The following is a 21,285-nucleotide window of genomic DNA, read 5'->3' as shown; positions in this document are numbered from 1 at the left end:
TGCTGGGACTAGGGCGCTTGATGCAGGGATTGGGCAGTTCAGTTGCTTATCTCGGCGTCATCTATCTCGCCATGATCTGGTTGCCGCCAAAACGCATTGGATGGTCCCGGGTTTAACAGTAGCGATGGGCACTCTGGGCGCATCTTTCGCTCAATACCCACTTCTCATTCTGACGAAGTCATGGGGTTGGCGCGTCCCTTTGCTGGTTTGTACAGGGGCGGGTCTGGTCATCGCTTTCATGCTGTGGAAACTCCTACCCAAACGCCCCAATTGGTTCGTGGAGTTGATGCGAGAAGACGGGTTTGATCCAAAGAGTCCCCAACCACTCGCGAGTCTGATCAAGGAAATCATGCGCGACCGGAATATCTGGTGTTTTTCTCTCGCCGCAGCAGGTTTATATCTCCCGATCTCAGTGATTGGCGATCTTTGGGGAGTGACCTTCCTGCACATCCACTCAGGTTTGTCGACAGGGCTGTCGAGTTTGCTCACCACTCTCATCTTCATTGGTTTCGCCGCCGGAGGAATTGCAACTGGGCACTTATCCGATCGCTTGAAGCGCCGCAAGATTCTTTTTGTCACTGGAGCAATCTTGTCGTCCGTGATCGCCGTTGCGATTGCCTTGACGAACTCAGCCCCGCTTTGGTGGAACGCGATGTTGATGATCGCGCTCGGATTGACAACAGGTTCCCAGCTGCTGGCTTTCGTGATGACGGCCGACGTGGCAAAACGTCATAACCGCGCAGTCAAACTAGCTTTCGTGAACTTCGTTGTCATGGTGCTGCCAGTATTCATTCAGCCCGCTGTTGGCTTCCTTGCTCAAATAGGGGTTGCTAAGGGCTTGGTCCCATCTCCGGGCCAGGAACTCCAAGGCTATGGTCTCGTTGTCGTCCTGATGTTCATATCAACAGGGCTCTCCCTCTGCGTGAAAGATACGAAACCGCGCAAGGAGAAATTTGTCATCGCCCACTAACCAACCAGAACTCGCCTGATCAAGCCACCCGCTCTGTAGCAGGATTGAGTTCTTCGTCAACTGCAGCCGCATCTAACAGATCCTCTGCCTCACACACAGGGAAGCGATTGATCGCTTTCAGTGCCAAACGTGCATTACGACGCAACTGCTCACTGATCGCCTCGCAGTAAGGAACCTGTGCGAGCAGGTCCACCGTGCGGCGGAGGATCCGCACGACATCGCCCTCATCCAGTGACGTATTGGCAATCAGATCACTCCAGGCAGTACCACGGGCCCAGGCATCGACCAAACCCATCAGCTCAGGCTCCCACCAAGCGGGGACAACCACTTGGCAGCGCTCCTGTGCCCGCAAGAGCTCTCGGCGAATACCTGCTAGATCATGGAGGGCCTCCTCCGCACTCGCCGGTGGTGGGTAGCCACTCCAAAGATCAGGACGATTGACCTCCGTGCTGATCGCCTCGAACACCGCCGCCAGATTGGCAGGGTGCAAGTCATCCAAATGGCCACTCATCAATGCAAGACCCAGCCAAAGTTCGTTGTCGCCCCGCATCGCCGCCACAGTGCGTCCAATCTCCGTGGGATCCAAATCATCAAGACAACCAAAGTGCTGCAAGATCTCGATCAAACTCAAAAAGGTCTCCCAATGACGGTTGGCCCTCTGGTGCAGCAACTGTTGACGTTCGCAGATCTCAAGCTCAAGCTCCTCCATACGACGGCGATGTTTCTTGAGCTGTTTGCGATCCCCCCAACGATGAGCCGGTTGCTGCTCTAACTCTTCCTCAAGACCACGAACCCGCTGCGCCTGGGCCAACACCTCACCGGCCAGGTCGTACTGGGGAGTCGTCATGTCGTGACGCTTGGCCATATGGGCGACAGCAAGAGCAAGGCTTCCACTGTGCTGATCCCCATGACGAAGTTCGCCAGAGCGCTGCAGATCCGGCTCAATCATTTCAGTCACTTGCAAGCAGCTCAATTCCGCATGCAGACTGACAACCGCCGGACAGGGCAGCAGTAGCCAAACGTTCTCATCGGTTAGGCAAAGCAGAAGCGGAAACTGACCTGGGCCCTCAAGCTTGTCGACGATCACAGCTGGAGTGACACGTCCCCGCAACTGGGGGGCCTTCAGGCTCACCAACGTGCCAACACTGGCAAACTGCAAAGCCAGGGTGAGCTCATTGGCCAAGGTCTCCTCAGCCTGTTGCTGCAAAATCCGCAACAAACGCCGCTCCTCACGCAATCGACTGCGTCGCTTTTCATAATCCTCAAAGTCTTGCCAGGGAACATCACCAGCAACTCCCTGCAGTTGCCCCAGCTGTAGCCGCAGTTGTTCCAGCGATTCCTCCTCGTACACCAAATCCAGGCTGGCTAAATAGCGACCAAAACTGCGTTCTACAAGTTCCCTTGCCTTCTTGAGGTCATGGCGCTGCAACAAGTTCAGCACCATGCCGTAGCTAGGGGTGAACTGACTCACAAGAGGATCTGCTGGGCTGGTGGCCAGCTGGCCTGCCTCACGCACGCCCTCGAAACGACTTTGCACTGTGACCACATAACCCTGAGAATCCAACCCGCGCCGCCCGGCACGGCCCGCCATCTGTAAAAATTCACTGCCCATCAGTGGTCGGTGGCCACGCTCAGTGCGCTTCGACAACGCTGAAATCACAGTGCTACGTGCCGGCATGTTGATCCCTGCCGCAAGCGTTTCAGTGGCAAACACCACCTTCACAAGCCCCTGCTGAAACAACTCCTCGATCAGTTCCTTCCACGCAGGCAGCACACCAGCATGATGAGCAGCAATGCCCCGCAGTAGGGCATCAGCATGGATGCCATCACGAACAGCCTCTGGATTGGTCTCGCTATAGGTTCGAAGACGCTGGCGAATCTGCTCTTGCTGGGTCGGTGAGACCAGACACTGAGAGCCAAGATCCTTAACGGATTTATCACAGCCACGACGGCTGAAGATGAAATAAATCGCCGGCAACATTTCGCGCTCCGCCATCTGCGCAATCACAAATCTGATGGGCGGTGGTTCTGGCTGAGGGGGCTTAGGGGAACGCCCCTTGCGCTTGTGTCCCTTAGGAGCACGCCACACCTTGCTGTTGGGATGAAGTCCTGTGCCCGCATCGTTGAGCAAAGGATGCAATCCCTTAGCACTGCAGAAGCTGAACTGCAGTGGTACCGGCCGATAATCGCTGAACACCAACTGTGTAGGGCCATGCACCCGCTCGATCCAGTCGGTGAGCTGTCCAGCATTGGCCACCGTTGCAGAAAGCGCCACCAATTGCACAGACGCTGGACAATGAATGATCGACTCTTCCCACACCGTGCCCCGTTGAGAGTCATTCATGTAATGGCACTCATCGAGCACCACCGCTTCCACGTCAGCCAACGGATCGTCAGCCTGGTCTGCTTCCGCATAAAGCATGTTGCGGAAGATCTCGGTGGTCATCACCACAATCGAAGCCTCACGATTGACGCTCAGATCACCGGTCATCAGCCCCACGTTCTGCGAACCAAACTGTTCACGGAAATCGCGCAACTTCTGATTTGAAAGAGCCTTCAGGGGCGTGGTGTAAAAAACCTTCTGTCCATGGGCAATCGCCCTATGGATGGCATATTCGCCCACCAATGTCTTACCGGATCCCGTAGGAGCACTAACAACCACAGAATGTCCATGGTTAAGTGCGGCAATGGCCTCAAGCTGGAATTCATCCAGCGGAAAAGAAAAGATCGCGAATGGATCCAGTTCAAGCTTGGCGACGTCGGAAGCAGTCGTGACGTGCGCCACTGAACTCATGGTTTCAATCCTAAAGAGCCCTGCAATCCACTTCTGGCAATCGTTGGCATTGGCACCAGCCAACATGCCAACAAGGCAAAATCAAGCCAAAGAAGCCATCCTGAACTGCGCAGGGCTTGCAGACTGGACCCATGCAAAGCCAGCCCACAGCACGTCGCCGCCAGCTGCGCACCTGGCGGCCAGGGCCAGGGCCAGCTGAGTTCAAACCAGTGTCAGCTCAGGGGAAATCAAAACCTCTACTAGATCTGGCCAGCAACGATTACCTAGGCCTATGTCGGCATCCTGATCTGATCGAAGCCGCCGGAGCGGCCTTGCATTCAGAAGGTGTTGGAGCAGGTGGATCCAGGCTAGTAACTGGCAGCCGGCCAGTGCATGTTGCACTGGAAGAAGCACTCGCCGACTGGCTAGGTCGCGAGCGGGTCTTACTTTTCCCAAGCGGGTTCCAAGCAAACCTGGCAGCAGTGATCGCACTGGCCAACCGCAATACCCCAGTACTGGCTGATCGCCTAGCTCACCATTCTCTATTGATGGGTGTCAAAGCAAGTGGCGCCAGGCTGCAGCGTTATGCCCACAATGACCTGGCAGACCTTGAGCGGCGGCTCAAGCTCTGCCGGCATCATCAACCGCATCAACCGCCGCTTGTACTCACCGAAAGCCTATTCAGCATGGAGGGCACCAGTCCACCGCTCTCAACAATGGCCGAGCTCTGCGAAGTGCATGGTGCCAAGCTGCTCGTGGATGAAGCCCATGCCCTGGGTGTCATCGGTCCTCAAGGGCGAGGTCTTTGCCATGGGCTCTCTGCACCAGTGTCAATCATCAGCGGCACCTTCGGAAAAGCATTCGGTAGCGGTGGTGCCTTCCTGGCAGGTGATTCCGCCATGGGCGATCACCTTCTGCAAACCAGTGGCGCCTTTCGTTACACCACAGCACTGGCACCGCCTTTAGCAGCGGCAGCTCTCACTGCCCTAAACCTGATCCAATCTCACCCTCAATGGGGCAAGCAACTGCAAGAGCGTGCCGAACAATGGCGTGGTCAATTGGCCGCTAGCGGATGGGCTCGCCCACCTGGATATGGACCCATCCTCTCTCTGCTGATCGGTTCCGACCAACAAGCTCTGAATCGCCAAAGTCAACTCGAGGAAGCTGGCCTTCTTAGCGTGGCCATCCGTCCTCCCACTGTTCCAGAAGGCACGGCGCGCCTTCGGCTTGTGCTGCGCAGGGGGCTACCCGATGAGACATTGGAACGGCTGATGAGCGCCCTTGAAACTGGATGAAAGAGGTAATCGCCATGCACGGATGGTGTGGCGATAGCAACACCTGGCAGCTCTGGGCCCGCCATTTTCAAGCCCATGGCTGGTTGTGGCAAAGCCAAGAACAGGGCTACGCAACACTGCCACCGCTTCAACCCCAATGGCATAACGCCCCTGAACCACAAGCAGAGCAAAGGCGGGTGGTGGTTGGCCATTCTTTAGGCCCACACCTGCTCGCCAGCGAAGTGCTTGCGCAGGCCACCGATCTGGTGCTGCTGGCAAGCTTCGGGGGTTTCTTGCCCAAAGGACCAGCAAACCGTGCCCTACGCACTGGCCTAAACGGCATGCAAGAACGCCTCGGCACAGCAGCTGAAAGCGCCATGCTCCACACTTTCCTCGCTCGGGCCGCCTATCCAATGCCCGCTAGCGCCTTGCCAGCGGGACCCATCCAACAAGGCCTCTCAGCAAACGGCCGCAAGCAACTGCAGGCTGATCTCGAATTACTCATCAAAACTGATGGTTTACCAGCAGGACTTCCTGCCAAGACCAGGGTGCTGGTGGTCGAAGCGGCGCAAGACGCAATCGTGGCCCCTGCTGCACGAATCGCCTTGGTAGAAGCCCTGCTTAATCATTTACAAAGCCCCCCTTGCCATTGGATCTTGCCTGAAGCGGGGCATGCCTTGCTGATACCCGAACTCATTGAACGAGTGCACAAGTGGCTGGAGTCAGCCCCTTGAGCACTCGCTGGTCAAAACAAGTGTTGAGCAACTTTGAGCAAGCTGCAACCACTTACAACAGCCAGGCGCAATTACAGCGTGCTGTTGCCTGGAGGCTCGCCAGACAGTGTGCTCGGCAGCCGATTCCAGCAGGGTTCTGGGTAGACCTCGGTTCAGGTACAGGCCTAATGGCAGATGCTCTGGAGGCCTGCAATCCCGACCAAGCCGTCCTCCGCGTGGATGGCTGTCCCGAGATGCTGAAACATCAGCACATCACCAGCGCCTCACAGTTGTGGGATCTCAATGTAGGCCTGCCGTCTTGGCCCACATCACCCAGCTTGCTGGCCTCGAGTTTTGCCCTTCACTGGCTGATTAATCCTTTAGAACGACTACATGAATGGATGGCCGCTCTCACTCCTGAAGGCTGGCTGGCGTTGGCCTTACCGGTACAAGGAAGTTTCCCCCAGTGGCACCAAGCAGCAGCAACGGCAGGCGTGAGCTGCACAGCTCTGCCATTCCCCTCCCAAGCGTCATTGCTTGATGTGCTGTCCAGCAATAACATCCGCCATCAACAGCTACACCAGTTCACTCAACAGAGTCCTGAAGTCTTTCAGCTCTTGAAACCAATGCGCCAAATTGGTGCCCAGGCCAGCCCTTGCCCAAGCATGGGGGTTGGCAACTGGCGCCATCTCAAACAAGCCTGGCCACGTTGTAAGAACAGTGGAGAGGCACAACTCACATGGCTGATCCAACTGCTTTTAATCCAGCGATGACTGAGGCAACGACTCCTCTAATCGTCTGCGGCACAGACACCAACGTCGGCAAGACTGTGGTGAGTGCATTGCTAGTGCAAGGATTAGTTGCCACCTACTGGAAGCCAATACAGAGCGGCCTAGAGGAAGACGGTGGAGACCGCAATAGGGTTTGTCAGCTCCTTAATCTTCCCGCCGAACGTTGGCACCCAGAGGTCTATAACCTCCAGGCCGCAGTATCTCCCCACTGGGCCGCAGAACAAGAGAACTGCTGCATCAACCCCGATCAACTTGTATTGCCTGATCTATCTGGTCCTGTGGTAATCGAAACTGCTGGCGGCCTAATGGTGCCACTCAACCGTCAATGGCTACAACTCGATCAACTCGTGCGTTGGCAACTACCGCTCATCCTCGTTGCACGCAGTGGCCTGGGTACCCTCAACCACACCCTGCTCAGCCTTGAAGCACTGCGCTTGCGCAATCTGAAGGTCTTAGGCTTGGTGCTCAATGGTCCACCCCACCCCGACAATCCAAAAACCCTGGAACAATTTGGTGGTGTTCCAGTCATCGCTCAGTTGCCTCACTTACCCAATCTCACGGCAGCAACACTCGCAGAGCAGTGGCATCTGCAAGACCTGAGCCTTACCTTCAAACGGCTACTGAAATCCTGGAGTCAAGTTCAATGAACAAGCGTCAGTCATGGGCCACCGTTGGAGTTGTTCTTCTCTGTGGAGGAATCCTTGTGCTATTCACCGACATTGAAGTCGGCATGGTGCGCTGGGTCAACTGCGGCCCCCTCGCTACAGAAGGGGAACAACAAAGCGAGGTCTGCCGCTGAATCAGTCCCATCTCATCAATGCAACAACCTGAAGCAAGCCAAAAGGATGGATGAATTGAATTCAAACGCAAAACTCTCTGCAACGACAACGACAAGCCTTAGCGAATTCAGCATTCCTTCTTGATGAGTCAGCACATCTCCAAACGTGTCCTAAAAGTAATAAAACCAAATCAGCAGAATAGATCAACAACAAAGTAAATCATAATTATCTACAGCAGAACTACTCAAACACCTTTCAAGACATCATCAAAAAGAAGCTTGAGAAAAGCCTTGCAATAGCTTAAGACAAATCAAAGCACCACTTTGATAACAAGGATTTCATCACTTAATTAAAAGCACTAGCAAGCCATATCAAAATCCTCAAAGTGCAAATGGTGGTGCAATCGCCAAGCAATGGTTCTAGCCAAAGGATTGCAAAGAGCCATCGTGATCGGTTCAGGCCGCAACATCACAATCCAAGATGGCAACACAATCCCATCGGATCATGGATTGCTTCGATCCACTCGCCGCCCCAAACGCCAACAACTGGCATCCCCATCTCTGGCCTCCCTTCACTCAGATCGCATCGGCATCACCACCGCAACGTGTGATCGCGGCGGATGGAGCGCTGTTGATGCTGGATGGTGCACCTCCCCTGATTGATGCAATCAGCAGCTGGTGGGTCACCCTTCATGGCCATGCCAATCCCAGCATCGCCGCCGCCATCGCAACCCAGGCACAGCAACTGGAGCAGGTGATCTTTGCTGACTTCATTCATCCCCAAGCAGAACAACTGGCAGCGCGCCTCAGTGCCGTAACAGGCCTTCAACGCCTGTTTTTCTCCGACAACGGCTCTACCGCCGTGGAGGTTGCGCTCAAGATCGCTTGTCAGTGCTGGCACAACCGCGGCGAGCCTAGGCAACAACTCATCGCTTTCAACGGGGCCTACCACGGCGACACGTTCGGGGCGATGGCAGTGGGGGAGCGCAACCTATTCAGTGCCCCCTTTGAGGAGATGTTGTTTCCAGTAGCACGGGTGCCCTGGCCCGCTACTTGGTGGGGCGATGAAGAGGTTGAAACACGTGAACGGATTGCTCTAACTGAACTGGAACGCTGCCTTCAAACCCCAACAGCAGCAGTCATCTTGGAGCCATTAGTCCAAGGAGCAGGCGGCATGGCCATGGTGCGAGCGGAATTCCTACAAGGAGTCGAGCAACGCGTACATGCTGCGGGAGCCTTGCTGATTGCTGATGAGGTTCTGACTGGTTTCGGACGCTGTGGAGCCCTATTCGCCTTCAAGCGTGCAGGGCTTGCTCCCGATTTGATCGCTTTATCGAAAGGACTCACCGGGGGATTTTTGCCCATGGGCGTCACCATGGCCCGCGAAGAGGTTTTTGAGGCCTTCTTAGGAGATGATCCATCTCTCACCCTCTGGCACGGTCATAGCTTCACTGCTAATCCCCTAGGTTGCGCAGCCGCAAACGCAAGCCTCGATCTACTGGAGGCCAACCCAGAAAGCTACGAAAACTTTGAGGCTAGGCATCAACCTCATCTCGAAGCCCTAGCTGAACATCCAAAGGTGCAGCAACCAAGACTGACCGGCACCATCGCCGCCTTCGACCTCGCGATAGACGGAACCCATGGCTACCTCAATCCAGCAGGACGAATCGTCAAACAACAAGCCATCAACAATGGTGTCTTCCTGCGGCCTCTAGGTCAGGTCGTTTATCTGCTGCCTCCGCTCTGCCTCAATGACGCTCAGCTTGAGCAATGCTATGCAGCCATCCATTTAGGCTTGGAAGCCCTCTGAGTTCAAGCGCTCAACAGACAACAGAAGCAACACCGGCGTTCTTAAGGGCCTTCTGAAAGAGCAGCCTCCACATCGGAGCGGGGCAGACCATAAGGGAAACAGCACTGACTGCGCTGACCACCTTGCTCCCATGCAACCCTCAATTCTTCCTGCTCCAGAACGATTTCAGCTGACCATTCAGGCATGAGCCAAATCCATCGACAGGGATCCTCACAACTGCGCTCAGCACCTAGCCGCTGCAGCCAACTCTCAAGAGAAACGAGGGAATGGCGATCCAAAGGCGTCTGTTCGGGAGGCAACGACGACATTGATGACACCTGTTATTGAAATCCTGCCAGCAGTCTGTTCATTATTGAGCCAACTAGGCCAAACTTGCAGCTCACGTCCATGAGCCCAAGCCACTCCAAATCCAATCAGCAGGCTGAACATTAAAGTCAGCCCCAGAAGAAGCAGAGAAAACCACTCCCCCCCGGAAAGAGGACGGCGCACGCCAACCCCCTTCGTAGCACTAGAAGACATTGAAGGCAGCGCATCAGTGCCAACACTGGAGCTCGCAGCCAACAACCCTTCTGCCATCAGGCTGGCGTCATACGCCTGACGTCGCACCGGGTCGGTGAGAAGCTCATAGGCCTCACACAACAACTGAAACTGCTTGGCAGCCTGTTCAACAGGAAGCTGAGCCGTATCCGGATGCAGAACCTTACTGCGACGGCGGAAGGCTAGATGAATGGTTTCAACATCTGCAGAGCGCGCAACTCCCAGACGCTCGTAATGGCTCTTCGCAAGAGTCAAAACCAGAAGTTGATCGGCAACTCGCAGAAAATCATCTCCTTTCCCCTTGAACAATTCCATCCTAGAGAGAACTATGTTCTGATTGCCCATGTCAAATCAGGCCTGCTTTAGCAACCCAGGCCCGGAGCTCTGGAATGCCCTTGGATGGCATCCCTCCAGTGAACAACTGGAGCAAATGATCACCCTACAAGCCCTCCTTCGCCAATGGAATGCCCGGGTCAACCTCACCCGCCTGGTCGAAGGTGGTGACTACTGGATTTTGCAGGTGTTCGACAGCCTCTGGCCTCTGCAGAGCGAATTGCAGAACGCCCAACAACCACTTCGTTGCATCGATATCGGCAGCGGCGGTGGCTTTCCCGGTCTGGTGCTAGCCATCGCACTACCAGGCGCAAGTATCACCTTGGTGGATTCGGTAGGCCGCAAGACAGCTGCCCTAAAGGCAATGGCGGCAAAGCTAGGGCTAACATCCCGCGTCACGGTACGTAGCGAACGGGCAGAACTCACCGGGCAGGATCACTGCTGCCGAGGCTTGTTTGATCTCGCGATGGCTCGCGCAGTGAGCACAGCACCGGTTGTGGCCGAATACCTCGTCCCCCTTCTCAAGCCAAGCGGTGAAGCCCTGCTATTTCGTGGCCATTGGAGCCCCAACGATGCAAAGGATCTCGCCAAGGCTCTCAGATTGCTACAAGCCGATCTAATCAAGATCGAACGTCGCGAACTTCCTGACAATCGCGGGGTGCGTCACCAATTACGCCTGCGCGCAACGCTCCCCTGCCCAGCGACCTTTCCACGCCCAATCGGTGTACCTGCCAAGAACCCGCTCGGGTCTTAAACACTGGTCAGTCGTTGCTGAGGATGACCACCAAGACGGTTGCGCAACCTACGCAGCAAGCCTGGGATCTGATCACACCAGGGGCTGTTCACCAACACCTCCCTGAGGGCCGCCTCACTCACATCTGCATCAAGTGCTTCGGCATTCTCTCCAGGGAACCAGTGGCTGCCACTGCCAAGTAAGCCGTAGCGGGCTTTTGCATAACCCTCCATTCCCCAAGCCTCTACAAGATTATGAAGCCAAAGCAAGATCGGAAGATTGATCTCGCCTGGAGAGTCCTGCCAGGGCGGCAAACCCCTCTGCCAACTGGTCAACCAAGCCTCACCTAAAGCCAACTGTGCCGCATCAACGAGTCGCTGCTGAACTGGTGGCAGCAACTCAGCGGCACTCTGCAAGAAATCCACCGCCTCGAGATGCCGATCGAGATCACTGGGTCGCGCTGCGCCAACGCTGATCGTATGAACCCTTGGGTCTTGCAAGCAAAACAGATCGTTGAACACAATTGGATGAAGTGGAGCGCAGAGTTCCAGAAGTTGAGGCGAGGGACTATGCAGATGGCCACCCTTATCTGTCGGGCTAATGATGAAAACGCCTAGGTCATGACGAGCAGCTGCATCCAGTGCAGGATCATTGTCTTGATAAATGAAATACCAGTGCAGGTTCACATAATCAAAGGCATCCGTCTCGATCGCCTGCACGATTAGGTCTGTGGGGCCATGGGTGGAAAAACCCACATGGCCAATGCGTCCATCACCCTGCCAACGACGCAACACATCCATGCAACCTCCTGGTCGCAAGGTCTGCTCCAGATGCTCCGAAAGGTTGAGGCCATGGATGGCAACTAGATCCAATCGGTCACATCCCAATCGTTCAAAGCTGAGTGCCAACTCAGCCTCAAAGACTTTGGGATCCTCACGAGGAGGAACTTTGCTCTGCAACAGCCGCTGTGGATCCAAGACATCACGTAGCGCCCATCCCAACTGCCGCTCAGAGCTGCCGTAATGGCGTGCCGTCTCCACATGATGGAAGCCACAGGCCACCGCTCGCTCCAAAATGTCCTGCAGCAGTTGCTGCGACTCAGAGGTAATCACCTCCGCCTCCAAATCTGTCCAGCTCTGCTGAAAGCGCATCCCCCCTAAAGACAACACAGGCATTGATAAACCGGTGCGGCCAAAGCGGCGGCAAGGCAGAGAGCTCTGCTCCAAAGACGCCTTCATTAACTCTTAGGAGCCATGATTACGCCGCTTACGAGAAGTCCTTTGAAAGCCGAGAGGAAGCAATTCCAGAGCTTCTAATTGAGCTCTCAATTCATCTAGCTGCTCAAACTGCACCCATTTGATGCAGTTCACCGGGCAGGTAGCAATGGCTTCCTGAATGCGTTCCGTACTATCCCCGTCCTGCCGGATGGCCCGCGAGCGACCCATTGTTGGCTCGATAACAAAGGTGTTAGTCGCCACATGAGCGCAGTACCGACAACCAATGCAGACAGCCTCATCAACCCAGACAGCCTTCTCACGCAATTGGCCACCAAGCAGCGGCTCAGATCCGTTCGCCCGCTCATCAAGCTGGGCGGAAACCTGAAAAGCTGCCGATGGATCAATCAATGGTCAAGGTTGGATATCAGGAATCCCAGCGAGTTACCACCAGTTCGATAGCGCCGTCATCAGTATTGCGCTGCTCTGCCACCTCAAAGCCTTCCTGCGCTGTTGATGCCAACACCGTATTAAGGGCGTAGCGCTGGGTGAGCTGAGCAAGAAAACGTTCCACAGGAACAGATTGCCGCCAGAGGTCGAGGTCGGTCACCAATTCATAGGACCCGGTAGTCGAATTCAAACGGAAGCCAATATCACCACCTTCAGGCATGATCACAGCCAATTCAGCTGTGACTGTTTGTCCGCGATAGCCGCGAACAGAACGCTCCCCTTCTTGGGGGACATAACCAAGATCCTTGAGCGCCTGTAACAGGGGCTCTCGTTTGCGCAGGTGTGTCTTAACGGTGCTGAAGTGCGACATCAAAGAAGCTCGGCTGGAATGGACTGGGATTGATCCTGTGGACGGAGAAACGCCTCGGCTGTAGGTGTGCTTTGTTCCACGACACCGATGGATTCTTCAATCCGCTCGGTGAGAAGACGGCAGGCTTCACCAACCACTCCCTCAACACTCTCTTCAACACGTCCGTCTTGACGGATCCGGAATCGCACAGTCTGTTGAGGCATCCACTTCATCAGAAGGGTTCCAAATAATATCCTCCATCTTCAAGAGCTGACGTGTTGATTGTCACAAGACCCAAGTAAATCAAGGATCCCATCTGAGCCTTCAGGTCAAGCGTCCTTCATCTACAAGAGTTTGAAGCCGCTGAATCACCTCAGAGTTCTCCAACTGCTCAAGAGCGATGCGAGCCTCATCACGTACCGAGAGCTCTGCATCGTTGAGCAGAGAATCAACAAAAGCCTCCACCAACTCCTGGCGACGAGGTTCAGCCAACGTGTTGTAAAGACGTCCGAGGGCCCAGATGCAGTTACTTCGCACAACAGGCTCACCATCGATCTGCAAACTCATCAGTAATTGAATTGCAGCGATATCAGCATTAGCAGGAGAGGTGCCACCGGCTTCCGCCAATGAGCCGGTGGCCCATAGCCGTACCGCAGCAACATCGTTTTGAAGAACATGAATGAGGGGGTTGAGGACGCGGGCATCGGCGTAATTCCCCAGGCTCCAGGCGGTTGCCTTACGCACATAGGCATTGCAATCAGCCTGTAGCAACTGCAAAAGGGGGTCTAACGCTGGCGGGGAAGGATTTCGACCTAACGCATAAACAGCACTCATCCGTTCCACTGGACAAGGCTCCTTCAACAAGGGCAACAGCAAAGCCACTGCCCTGGGATCCCTATGTTCACAAAACACCCTTAGTCCCTGCAGACGCTCCTCATGGCCCTGCTTCAGCCAGTTAAGACCTGCGTCACACACATGCGCCACGTCTGAATGATCAGGATTGATCTCGTCAAGCGGATCAACGAACTGTTCAGCCGCCAACTCCTTGGCCAAGACATCAGGATCAATGGCCAGGTTGGCCAGACCTTCCTCTAGCTGTCTAGAAGCTTCACTCATGACCTTGATCGTAGAGGCATTAGGCCGACTGATCTCACCCGATTGGAGCCGGCGCGAGCATGTCCCCAGGCAACCAGATACGAGCAGTCACTGCCACCAGAGCCACCCCAAACAAAGCCACAATCAGGGCCGGCAACACGGTGGAACGTAAGAAATCCAAGGTTTATCAACACTTTCTCCCATTCTGCCGCCCAAGCCAAGACCTTGTAGATCATGCGACGCCCATCCGACTACGCAGCCAACCACGGGTTAAAGGCAGCACACAGCCCACAGCGACCACCAAACCGATCCAACCGCCTAGCTGCTGATGTAACAGAAACGCGCCAGTGCCGAGCAGACCGCCAAACAGAACACCGACACTAAGAATGAAGCGCAAACACAAACTCACCAGGGAATCGACCGGAGTGATCTCCAAGCGTTGACGCAAGCGACTCCAGCCTGGCCCTGGTGGCTGCACCTGATTCACAAAGCGCTCGAGCACTTGCGGCGATTCAGGCGGAGTCACCAGCATCACTACAACCCAGACCACAGCAGTAATCGCTGTGGTGATCATCAACCTGGTGCCGTAATCAGGAATTGTCACCAAGGGCACAACGGATGTACAAAGGCCCACCACAAAACCACAAACCATCGCCGCCAATTCGGCAGCAGCATTGATCCGCCACCAGAACCAACGCAGCACAAGCACCACTCCGGGCCCGGTACCAATAGCAATCACCAGACGAAACACTGTGCCGATGCTGTCGCTAATTAATGCGGTGATCACCCCGAGAACTAGCAGCAAAACACTGGTGAATTGACCGACCAGCAACAGCTCTCTCTGATCAGCATCCGGCCTTATAAAACGCTGGTAAAGATCGTGGGTGAGATAGCTAGCACCCCAGTTCACTGCGGTACTGACCGTACTCATGAAAGCCGCCACCAGAGAGACCACGACAAGACCAAGCACCACCGGTGGCAGGTAGGCCACAGCCAAGGTTGGGTAACTGAGTTCCCAGTCAGCCTGAGCTGGCAACAGCACTAAAGCGGCAAGAGCAACCAAAACCCACAACCAACTGCGCAACAGATAGTTGACCACCAGAAACACCCAGCCAGCCAGTTGAGCCTGACGTTCGTCCCGCGTGGCCAACATTCTCTGAATGAACTCACCACCACCGTCGCTGCGACGGAAACTCCACCATTGGACAGTGAGATAAGAAAGGAATGTGGCCACACTGATCTCGGCGCCACCAATCCAATCAAAGCCATCACCATTCCATTGCCAGGGCACGATCGCCAGCAGTTCAGGTCGCTCTAACCCCCTCAGTTGATCGAGCATGGCGTCCATCCCTCCGGCTGCATGAACGGCGGCCCACGCCACCGCCACCGCTCCCAAAAGAGCCAACAGCAACTGCACGAAATCGGTGATCACGACAGCCCAGAGGCCGCCAGCAACTGTGTAGACAAGCACCATCACAGCCACGACTGCCAACAGCACAACAGTGTCAGGGGTGCCGCCAAGCACTGCCACAGGGCTGCCAGACACTATGCCCAGGGCTTCTACGACCTTGCGCATGGCCAGGAAGGCATAGCCGATACCGATGCAATTCACCGGCAGTGCGAGCAAAAATGCTTTAATCCCACGCAGCCAGGCGGCAGGCGCTCCGCCATAACGCAGCTCGGTGAATGCAGCATCGGTCAGCACCCCACTCCGTCGCCAGAGCGGAGCAAAGACAACTGCCATGGCAACATGCGCCAGGCCGAAGCTCCACCATTCCCAATTGCCGGCCAATCCTCGTGTGCCAACCAGACCGGCTACATAAAGAGGGGTATCAATCGAAAATGTCGTTGCGGCCATCGAAGCCCCAGCCAACCAACCACTGAGTCGACGTCCCGCAACAAAGTAATCATCCTCACTTCGATTGCGACGAGACAACCAAAGCCCAATCACGAGAGTGATGGCGAGATAACCAACGAGGATCATCCAATCAATGGCAGCCATATCCCTAGGCGGTTGATCTCAGTGTGGCTCAGCTAGTCCATCTCAGCCGATGGCTGCGTGCTGGCGGCGGAGCTGGCCACAGGCGGCATTCTGATCCAGCCCTCGACTTGCACGCAAACTCACTGCCACCCCACGCTGCTCCAATACACGCCGAAAGGCCTCAATCGTCTCTGGATTAGGACGTTGAAAACCCTCATCGTCGATGGGGTTGTAGGCAATCAGATTCACATGACTCTGGAAGCCCCTAACCCGTTCCGCTAGTTCTTCTGCATGCTGAGGCTGATCATTAAGTGCTCCAAGCAGGATGTACTCAAAAGTCACCCTTCGACCAGTCACTGCCAAATAATGGCGACAGTCTTGAAGAAGAGTCTCGAAGGGATAAGCGCAAGCGGTAGGAATCAAACGTTCGCGCAACTCTTGATTGGGAGCATGCAGACTCACAGCCAGGGTGAACTGGGCGCGACCTAGACGTTGCATAGCAAGTTCTGCCAGCTGAGGCAGCGTATGGGGGACACCCACGGTGCTCACAGTGATACGGCGCTGAGCAATGCCTAGATCAATATTCAGGCAACGAATCGACGCCAAGACCGCTTCAATGTTGAGCAAAGGTTCACCCATACCCATGAAGACAACGTGGGAAGGACGGCGATCCATCGCCTCGCGCAAGCTCAACACCTGATCAACAATCTCGTGTGTGGCCAGCGATCGTTGCAGCCCTCCCTTACCGCTAGCGCAGAAGCGACAAGCCATTGGACAGCCCACCTGACTGGATAGGCAAACTGTGAGACGTTGCTGGGTTGGGATGCCTACACTCTCAATGGTTTCGCCATCAACCGTTGCCAGCAGCAACTTGGTCGTGTCATCCACCGCAACAGCCCGGTTCACCTCCAACAACCGCCCAATCGTGAGGCCTCGCTGTTGCAAAGAGATGCGCCATGACTTTGGCAACACTGTGATCGCATCAAAACTTCTGGCCCCCTTGGCATAGAGCCAGTCATGCAACTGACGGCCCCGGAAGGCTGGCTGGCCTTCTGCAACAGCCCAGCTCTCTAGTTCAGTAGCACTACAACCCAGTAACGCCTGATTGCCGCCAGGCAGATGGGTAGAACTCACCAGATCAACAAGCCATGCCCGAGTGTTGCCTCCACCACCATTAAGGCAATAAAGCCAAGCATCGCCATACGTCCATTGAGCTTCTCGTTATGGCTGTGAAAGCCATAACGAGGCTTTCGCCGTTGCGGAATGATGGTGGGCTCAAGCATGGATGAAGGCCTCAATCAAGCGTTTGCAAAGCAGAAACGAACGTTCAGGAGAGGTTTGCTCACTCCTCAGTGAGCAGCCCCTCCTGCTGAAGACCCTCGAGAGCGGATGGATCTGGCAGCTGTTCCTCCTCGAGTTCATTCTCACCAGTAGGACGAACAAAAGCAGCGAAGTTGCTAGCCGCTGGATCAATCCCATGACGACTGCGTGTGGCCTCCAAATCAGCGTCACTGGGGTCAGCCAACACAGCAGTCGAACTGGCCGCAGGAGCTGCAGGCATGTCCACGGTGTAATCCGGACGCAAGTTCTGCATTCGGCGATAGCCAGCAGGGTCCTCGGCGAGGATGTCCGGATGAGGCCCAGCTTCGGCTCGCAACTCTTCCTGGAAGCCACTGAAGCCAGTGCCGGCGGGAATCAACCGACCGATGATCACATTCTCTTTGAGACCACGTAGCCAATCGCTCTTACCCTCGATTGCGGCTTCAGTGAGCACTCGTGTGGTCTCTTGGAAAGAAGCCGCCGAGATGAAGCTGTCGGTGTTCAGAGACGCCTTAGTAATTCCCAGCAGAACAGGTGTGAATTCAGAAGGGGCTCCACCAGTGATCGCCATAGCCTGATTGGTGTCCTCCACCTGACGCAATTCGATCAACTCACCTGGCAGCAAAGTGGTATCACCAGCATCCTCAATCCGCACCTTGCTAGTCATCTGGCGCACAATCACCTCAATGTGTTTGTCGTCAATCGAGACACCCTGTGACTTGTAGACATTCTGAACCTCTGTGACCAAACGGTGCTGGAGTTTGGCGATCGCCTCTTGTGCCGCATCCATCAACGGCTTGCGCCCACGTAAATCCTCGAAAAAGCAATCGAGTAGCTCGTGAGGGTTAATCGGACCATCAGTGAGCAGTTCTCCAGCATGGACCTGCTGCCCATTGCTGACCATGACGTTACGACCTAGAAGAATTGGGTATTCGCCAATAGCATCATCTGCCTCAATCACAGTCACCGTGATTGATTCATCGTCTTCTCCTTGCTTGATCTCCACAGTGCCTGGCTTCTTACAGAGCACAGCAGATTCCCTTGGGCGACGAGCTTCGAGCAACTCCTCAATCCGCGGCAAACCCTGAACAATGTCTCCTGTCTTCTGACGTTCAAACACCAACAACGCCAAACCATCACCCCGCTGCACCAAATCGCCATCGCGAACATGCAATACAGAATCTGGAGACACCATGTAAGGGCGTCCAAGGCGCAAGGTGATTGCTTTTCCTTCAACCTCCTCTACCTCTCCGCAACAACTAGACGGCTCACCTTTTGCTAGCGAGTCGCCATCGACCAATCGCTGGCCTACCCCCACGAGGGGACTGCCATTGGTCGTCACCGTAATGGTGTCTTCATCACGCTCAACAATCAAACGTCGAACAGGGTCACCCTCCTGGGGAACAGGCAACTGGGCGATCCCCTCTTGCTTACAAAGGATCTGAGTTGTCGCGACCACATCACTGGCCTTAACCGACTGGCCGTCCTCAATCTGCAACTCGGTGTGAGTGGAGCCATGGCTTGAATCGGAGATTGTGTCGCGACGCACAAGGATGCTCTCGAGAATCACCAAACGCAATCTTTCGATGGTCTTAGCTCGCTTGTCACGCACAGCCTCTACATCCACAGTCATCTGAGGAGTGGTGTCAAACGTCTCAAGAATGAGTTGAGTTTTGAGTAGCTCTACGCCCTCAACCGATTTGATCAGCTCTCCATCCTTAAAGGCGAGTCGCTGGGTGGCCTTAATCCCCAGATGAGGGCCCTTCGGCTGCTTGACATGAGTCAACTCAGGGAGATGTGCCTCATTTGGGATGGTGTATTCCTCCACAGGTCTTAGCAACAGACCAGTCCCCTCAGGTGTGTCCACGGTCTGAACAAAGACCATGGCTTCTGAATTGATGCCCTTGGCAATCGTCTCGCCTGGGTTCACGATCTGGCCATCACCTGTGAAACGCTCTAAGGCCTTGGTTTCAGTACAAAGGTGGAAGCTGCCACTGCGAACGATGATTTCGCGCAGGATGTCGTTCTTCTGAGTCACCGTTACGATCCCGGCGGTCTGGCTGAAGATGTCCTTGACAACCTCAGTCCCGGCCTCAATCCACTGACCGTCCTCGATCATCAACAAGGAAATGTCCTTGTTGATCTCATGTGTCTCCTGAGGGATCCAAAGCAAGGTGCCACCCTTATTGACCTCAAAGCCATTCTTGGCTGAGCGAGCCTTCTTGATCGCCAGACCAGGGGCAAAGCGCACCAGCCCACCGGTCTGAGTGCGGAAGCGATCATCAGCCAACTCAGCCACCACTTCACCATTGCCAATCTTGCTTCCAGGAATGGTGTTGAGGCGATAACGGGTACCTTCTTTTGCCTCCAGATGCCAAAGTTCCCCTGAATGAGTGGACTCTCCGAGCAGCTTGAAGTCCTTCATCGTCATCGAGGTGGTCACGATCTGCACCTCGCGAGAATCCCCGATCGAATCGCGCAGACGCACCTCACCTCCAAACTCGCTGGCCTGGCTGGCCTCCGCCAACACCTGACCACGTTCGACTTTGACATTGCCCTGGACTACAGGCTCGGCATTGGGAGGAAGGTTGTAGACATCCCCAGCAAGCACCCAAAGTCGCCCTAAACGCTGCGCCTTCAGAGTGATATTTCCCTGACGGTCTTTAACTTCCCTGGGCTGAATAACCTGCTCATAACGAACCTGACCAGCCAGGTCACAAATCACGTCTTTAGTGGCCTTCTCCACGCTCTTTTTCACCGCAACAGACGCGATCTGAACAACAGTCACGTCCGCCTCGATCTCCTGACCATCACTAACGAACAGCAAAGATCCGGTAGTGATGTCGATCCTCTGTGCACGACCCTTGCCTGAAGGCTTCACAGTGAGAGTGAAGTCCACTTCAGACTGCTGAGCCTCTAGACCATGGGGTGTGCGATAACCACGCACACGGGCCTTGGGACCAAACTCAACTGTGCCAGCAACAGTGGAGCGAACCACACCAGTCTCAGCGGTAGACACACCACCGGTATGGAAAGTTCGCATGGTGAGCTGCGTACCCGGTTCACCAATGGACTGAGCAGCAATAATGCCGACGGCTTCGCCGAGATCGGCTAATTCGTTATGAGCCAATGCCCACCCATAACACTTCCTACATACGGAACGATTGGCCTCACAAGTAAGCGGTGAGCGCACCATGACCTCAGTGATGGCTGCCTTTTCGAAACGCTTAGAAAGCGGTGGATCAATTTCCGTATTACGTTCAGCAAGAATTTCGCCGTCAACATTGACGACTTGCTCTGCAGTGAGGCGACCAACAAGACGGCTACCGAAACCACCGTCTTCCACCTTCACAATGATGCCCCTAGTGGTGCCGCAATCATCCTCACGAACGATCACATCCTGAGCAACATCCACCAGACGCCGGGTGAGATAACCAGAATCGGCTGTTCGCAACGCTGTATCGACCAGACCCTTACGTGCGCCGTAAGAGGAGATCACGTACTCAGTAACCGTTAGACCCTCACGGAAATTGGTGCGAATCGGCAAATCAATAATCTCCCCCTGCGGATTGGCCATCAGGCCACGCATACCAACAAGCTGGCGTACCTGAGACATGTTTCCACGCGCCCCAGAGTTGGCCATCATCCAGACCGAGTTCAGCGGGTCGTTCTGATTGAAATTCTTCTTGACCGCATCAACCAAACGCTCATTGGTTTCTGTCCAGGTATCAATCACCTTGGTATGACGCTCAACCTCTGTGATTTCACCAAGGCGATAACACTCCTCGGTGGCCGTGATCTGAGCCTCCGCCTGGCCAAGCAAGTCTTGCTTGGCCTCAGGCACCTTGAGGTCTTCCACGGAAATCGACACGGCAGCCTGAGTGGCGTAGCGAAAGCCAAGGTCCTTGAGATTGTCCGCCATAGAAGCGGTTACAGCGGTGCCGTGTGTCTTGTAAGCCCATGCCACCAGTTGCTTGAGGGCCTTCTTATCGACAACCCGGTTGCGAAACTGCGGTGGGGTCCTCGCCAGTGCTGGCGAAGCGCTTGCCACAGCAGCCTTCGCGGCCTTGGACTTGGACTTGGACTTCGACTTGGACTTGGTGGTCTTGGTCGAAGGCTTGCGGGATTTCGGGGAGGTTGAGGTCATGGCTACACGCGAATCAG

The 21,285-nt window shown here is 55.1% G+C and carries 21 protein-coding genes; 8 read left to right on the top strand and 13 right to left on the bottom strand.

Annotated elements, in window-relative coordinates:
- Nucleotides 1-970, top strand: a 970-nt coding sequence (locus PMIT1303_RS02950) for a nitrate/nitrite transporter (RefSeq protein ID WP_231901268.1), incomplete at its 5' end; no start/stop codon positions are given.
- Nucleotides 971-989: 19 nt separating this feature from the next.
- On the opposite strand, the gene PMIT1303_RS02945 is transcribed toward PMIT1303_RS02950, so the two are convergent.
- Complete coding sequence (locus PMIT1303_RS02945; protein WP_063397443.1) at nt 990-3,764, bottom strand: RNA helicase; 2,775 nt, start codon at nt 3,762-3,764, stop codon at nt 990-992.
- Between the two features lie 131 nt (nt 3,765-3,895).
- Between PMIT1303_RS02945 and PMIT1303_RS02940 the strand changes: the two genes are divergently transcribed.
- From PMIT1303_RS02940 to bioA, 6 genes are all read left to right on the top strand, one after another.
- Nucleotides 3,896-5,038, top strand: a complete 1,143-nt coding sequence (locus PMIT1303_RS02940) for an 8-amino-7-oxononanoate synthase (protein ID WP_063397442.1) — start codon at nt 3,896-3,898, stop codon at nt 5,036-5,038.
- Nucleotides 5,035-5,751 carry an alpha/beta hydrolase gene (locus PMIT1303_RS02935; RefSeq protein ID WP_063397438.1) on the top strand — a complete coding sequence of 239 codons (717 nt, stop codon included), beginning with the start codon at nt 5,035-5,037 and terminating at the stop codon, nt 5,749-5,751. The genes PMIT1303_RS02940 and PMIT1303_RS02935 overlap by 4 nt, the downstream gene beginning before the upstream one ends.
- Nucleotides 5,748-6,503 carry a methyltransferase domain-containing protein gene (locus PMIT1303_RS02930; RefSeq protein WP_063397437.1) on the top strand — a complete coding sequence of 252 codons (756 nt, stop codon included), beginning with the start codon at nt 5,748-5,750 and terminating at the stop codon, nt 6,501-6,503. The genes PMIT1303_RS02935 and PMIT1303_RS02930 overlap by 4 nt, the downstream gene beginning before the upstream one ends.
- Entirely contained in the window at nt 6,470-7,168 is a 699-nt protein-coding gene (gene bioD / locus PMIT1303_RS02925; RefSeq protein WP_231901266.1) for a dethiobiotin synthase, read from the top strand. Before PMIT1303_RS02930 ends, bioD begins: the two co-directional genes overlap by 34 nt.
- Entirely contained in the window at nt 7,165-7,320 is a 156-nt protein-coding gene (locus tag PMIT1303_RS13730; protein ID WP_011825131.1) for a hypothetical protein, read from the top strand. The genes bioD and PMIT1303_RS13730 overlap by 4 nt, the downstream gene beginning before the upstream one ends.
- 460 nt (nt 7,321-7,780) lie before the next feature.
- The gene (gene bioA, locus PMIT1303_RS02920; RefSeq protein WP_063397435.1) at nt 7,781-9,109 is read left to right on the top strand and encodes an adenosylmethionine--8-amino-7-oxononanoate transaminase; all 1,329 of its coding nucleotides are present in this window, start codon (nt 7,781-7,783) and stop codon (nt 9,107-9,109) included.
- A 41-nt stretch (nt 9,110-9,150) separates the two neighbouring features.
- Here bioA and PMIT1303_RS02915 read toward each other — a convergent pair whose 3' ends face one another.
- Entirely contained in the window at nt 9,151-9,417 is a 267-nt protein-coding gene (locus PMIT1303_RS02915) for a DUF3143 domain-containing protein (RefSeq protein WP_063394933.1), read from the bottom strand.
- Nucleotides 9,359-9,991, bottom strand: coding sequence for a J domain-containing protein (locus PMIT1303_RS02910; RefSeq protein ID WP_063397434.1), 633 nt, complete (start codon nt 9,989-9,991; stop codon nt 9,359-9,361). The genes PMIT1303_RS02915 and PMIT1303_RS02910 overlap by 59 nt, the downstream gene beginning before the upstream one ends.
- Here PMIT1303_RS02910 and rsmG point away from each other — a divergent pair.
- A complete protein-coding gene (rsmG, locus tag PMIT1303_RS02905; RefSeq protein ID WP_063397433.1) occupies nt 9,990-10,733 on the top strand; it encodes a 16S rRNA (guanine(527)-N(7))-methyltransferase RsmG in 744 nt (247 codons plus the stop codon). The two genes, PMIT1303_RS02910 and rsmG, sit on opposite strands and share 2 nt — an antisense overlap.
- Here the strand turns inward: rsmG and PMIT1303_RS02900 are convergent.
- The 10 genes from PMIT1303_RS02900 to PMIT1303_RS02860 form a co-directional block, all read right to left on the bottom strand.
- The gene (locus PMIT1303_RS02900; RefSeq protein ID WP_063397432.1) at nt 10,730-11,950 is read right to left on the bottom strand and encodes an aldo/keto reductase; all 1,221 of its coding nucleotides are present in this window, start codon (nt 11,948-11,950) and stop codon (nt 10,730-10,732) included. The two genes, rsmG and PMIT1303_RS02900, sit on opposite strands and share 4 nt — an antisense overlap.
- Before the next feature lie 6 nt (nt 11,951-11,956).
- Nucleotides 11,957-12,337, bottom strand: a complete 381-nt coding sequence (locus PMIT1303_RS02895; protein ID WP_011825124.1) for a ferredoxin — start codon at nt 12,335-12,337, stop codon at nt 11,957-11,959.
- Between the two features lie 16 nt (nt 12,338-12,353).
- Nucleotides 12,354-12,746, bottom strand: a complete 393-nt coding sequence (locus PMIT1303_RS02890; protein WP_063397431.1) for a DUF1257 domain-containing protein — start codon at nt 12,744-12,746, stop codon at nt 12,354-12,356.
- The gene (locus tag PMIT1303_RS02885) at nt 12,746-12,949 is read right to left on the bottom strand and encodes a DUF2997 domain-containing protein (RefSeq protein WP_041375041.1); all 204 of its coding nucleotides are present in this window, start codon (nt 12,947-12,949) and stop codon (nt 12,746-12,748) included. The genes PMIT1303_RS02890 and PMIT1303_RS02885 overlap by 1 nt, the downstream gene beginning before the upstream one ends.
- 100 nt (nt 12,950-13,049) lie before the next feature.
- Entirely contained in the window at nt 13,050-13,841 is a 792-nt protein-coding gene (locus PMIT1303_RS02880; protein ID WP_063397430.1) for a HEAT repeat domain-containing protein, read from the bottom strand.
- Between the two features lie 34 nt (nt 13,842-13,875).
- Nucleotides 13,876-14,001: a hypothetical protein gene (locus PMIT1303_RS14200; RefSeq protein WP_011825119.1), complete on the bottom strand. Its 126-nt coding sequence runs from the start codon at nt 13,999-14,001 to the stop codon at nt 13,876-13,878.
- 51 nt (nt 14,002-14,052) lie between these two features.
- Nucleotides 14,053-15,822 carry a sodium:solute symporter family protein gene (locus PMIT1303_RS02875; RefSeq protein ID WP_063397429.1) on the bottom strand — a complete coding sequence of 590 codons (1,770 nt, stop codon included), beginning with the start codon at nt 15,820-15,822 and terminating at the stop codon, nt 14,053-14,055.
- A 42-nt stretch (nt 15,823-15,864) separates the two neighbouring features.
- A complete protein-coding gene (gene rlmN / locus PMIT1303_RS02870) occupies nt 15,865-16,935 on the bottom strand; it encodes a 23S rRNA (adenine(2503)-C(2))-methyltransferase RlmN (RefSeq protein WP_063397428.1) in 1,071 nt (356 codons plus the stop codon).
- Nucleotides 16,932-17,084 carry a high light inducible protein gene (locus PMIT1303_RS02865; RefSeq protein WP_011130872.1) on the bottom strand — a complete coding sequence of 51 codons (153 nt, stop codon included), beginning with the start codon at nt 17,082-17,084 and terminating at the stop codon, nt 16,932-16,934. Before PMIT1303_RS02865 ends, rlmN begins: the two co-directional genes overlap by 4 nt.
- 59 nt (nt 17,085-17,143) lie before the next feature.
- On the bottom strand, nt 17,144-21,268 hold the full coding sequence (locus PMIT1303_RS02860) for a DNA-directed RNA polymerase subunit beta' (RefSeq protein WP_063397427.1): 4,125 nt from the start codon (nt 21,266-21,268) through the stop codon (nt 17,144-17,146).
- Nucleotides 21,269-21,285: the final 17 nt, after the last annotated feature.

Source organism: Prochlorococcus sp. MIT 1303, assembly GCF_001631965.1.
Classification (GTDB): domain Bacteria; phylum Cyanobacteriota; class Cyanobacteriia; order PCC-6307; family Cyanobiaceae; genus Prochlorococcus; species Prochlorococcus marinus_D.
This window is presented reverse-complemented; position numbering and strand designations above follow the sequence as displayed.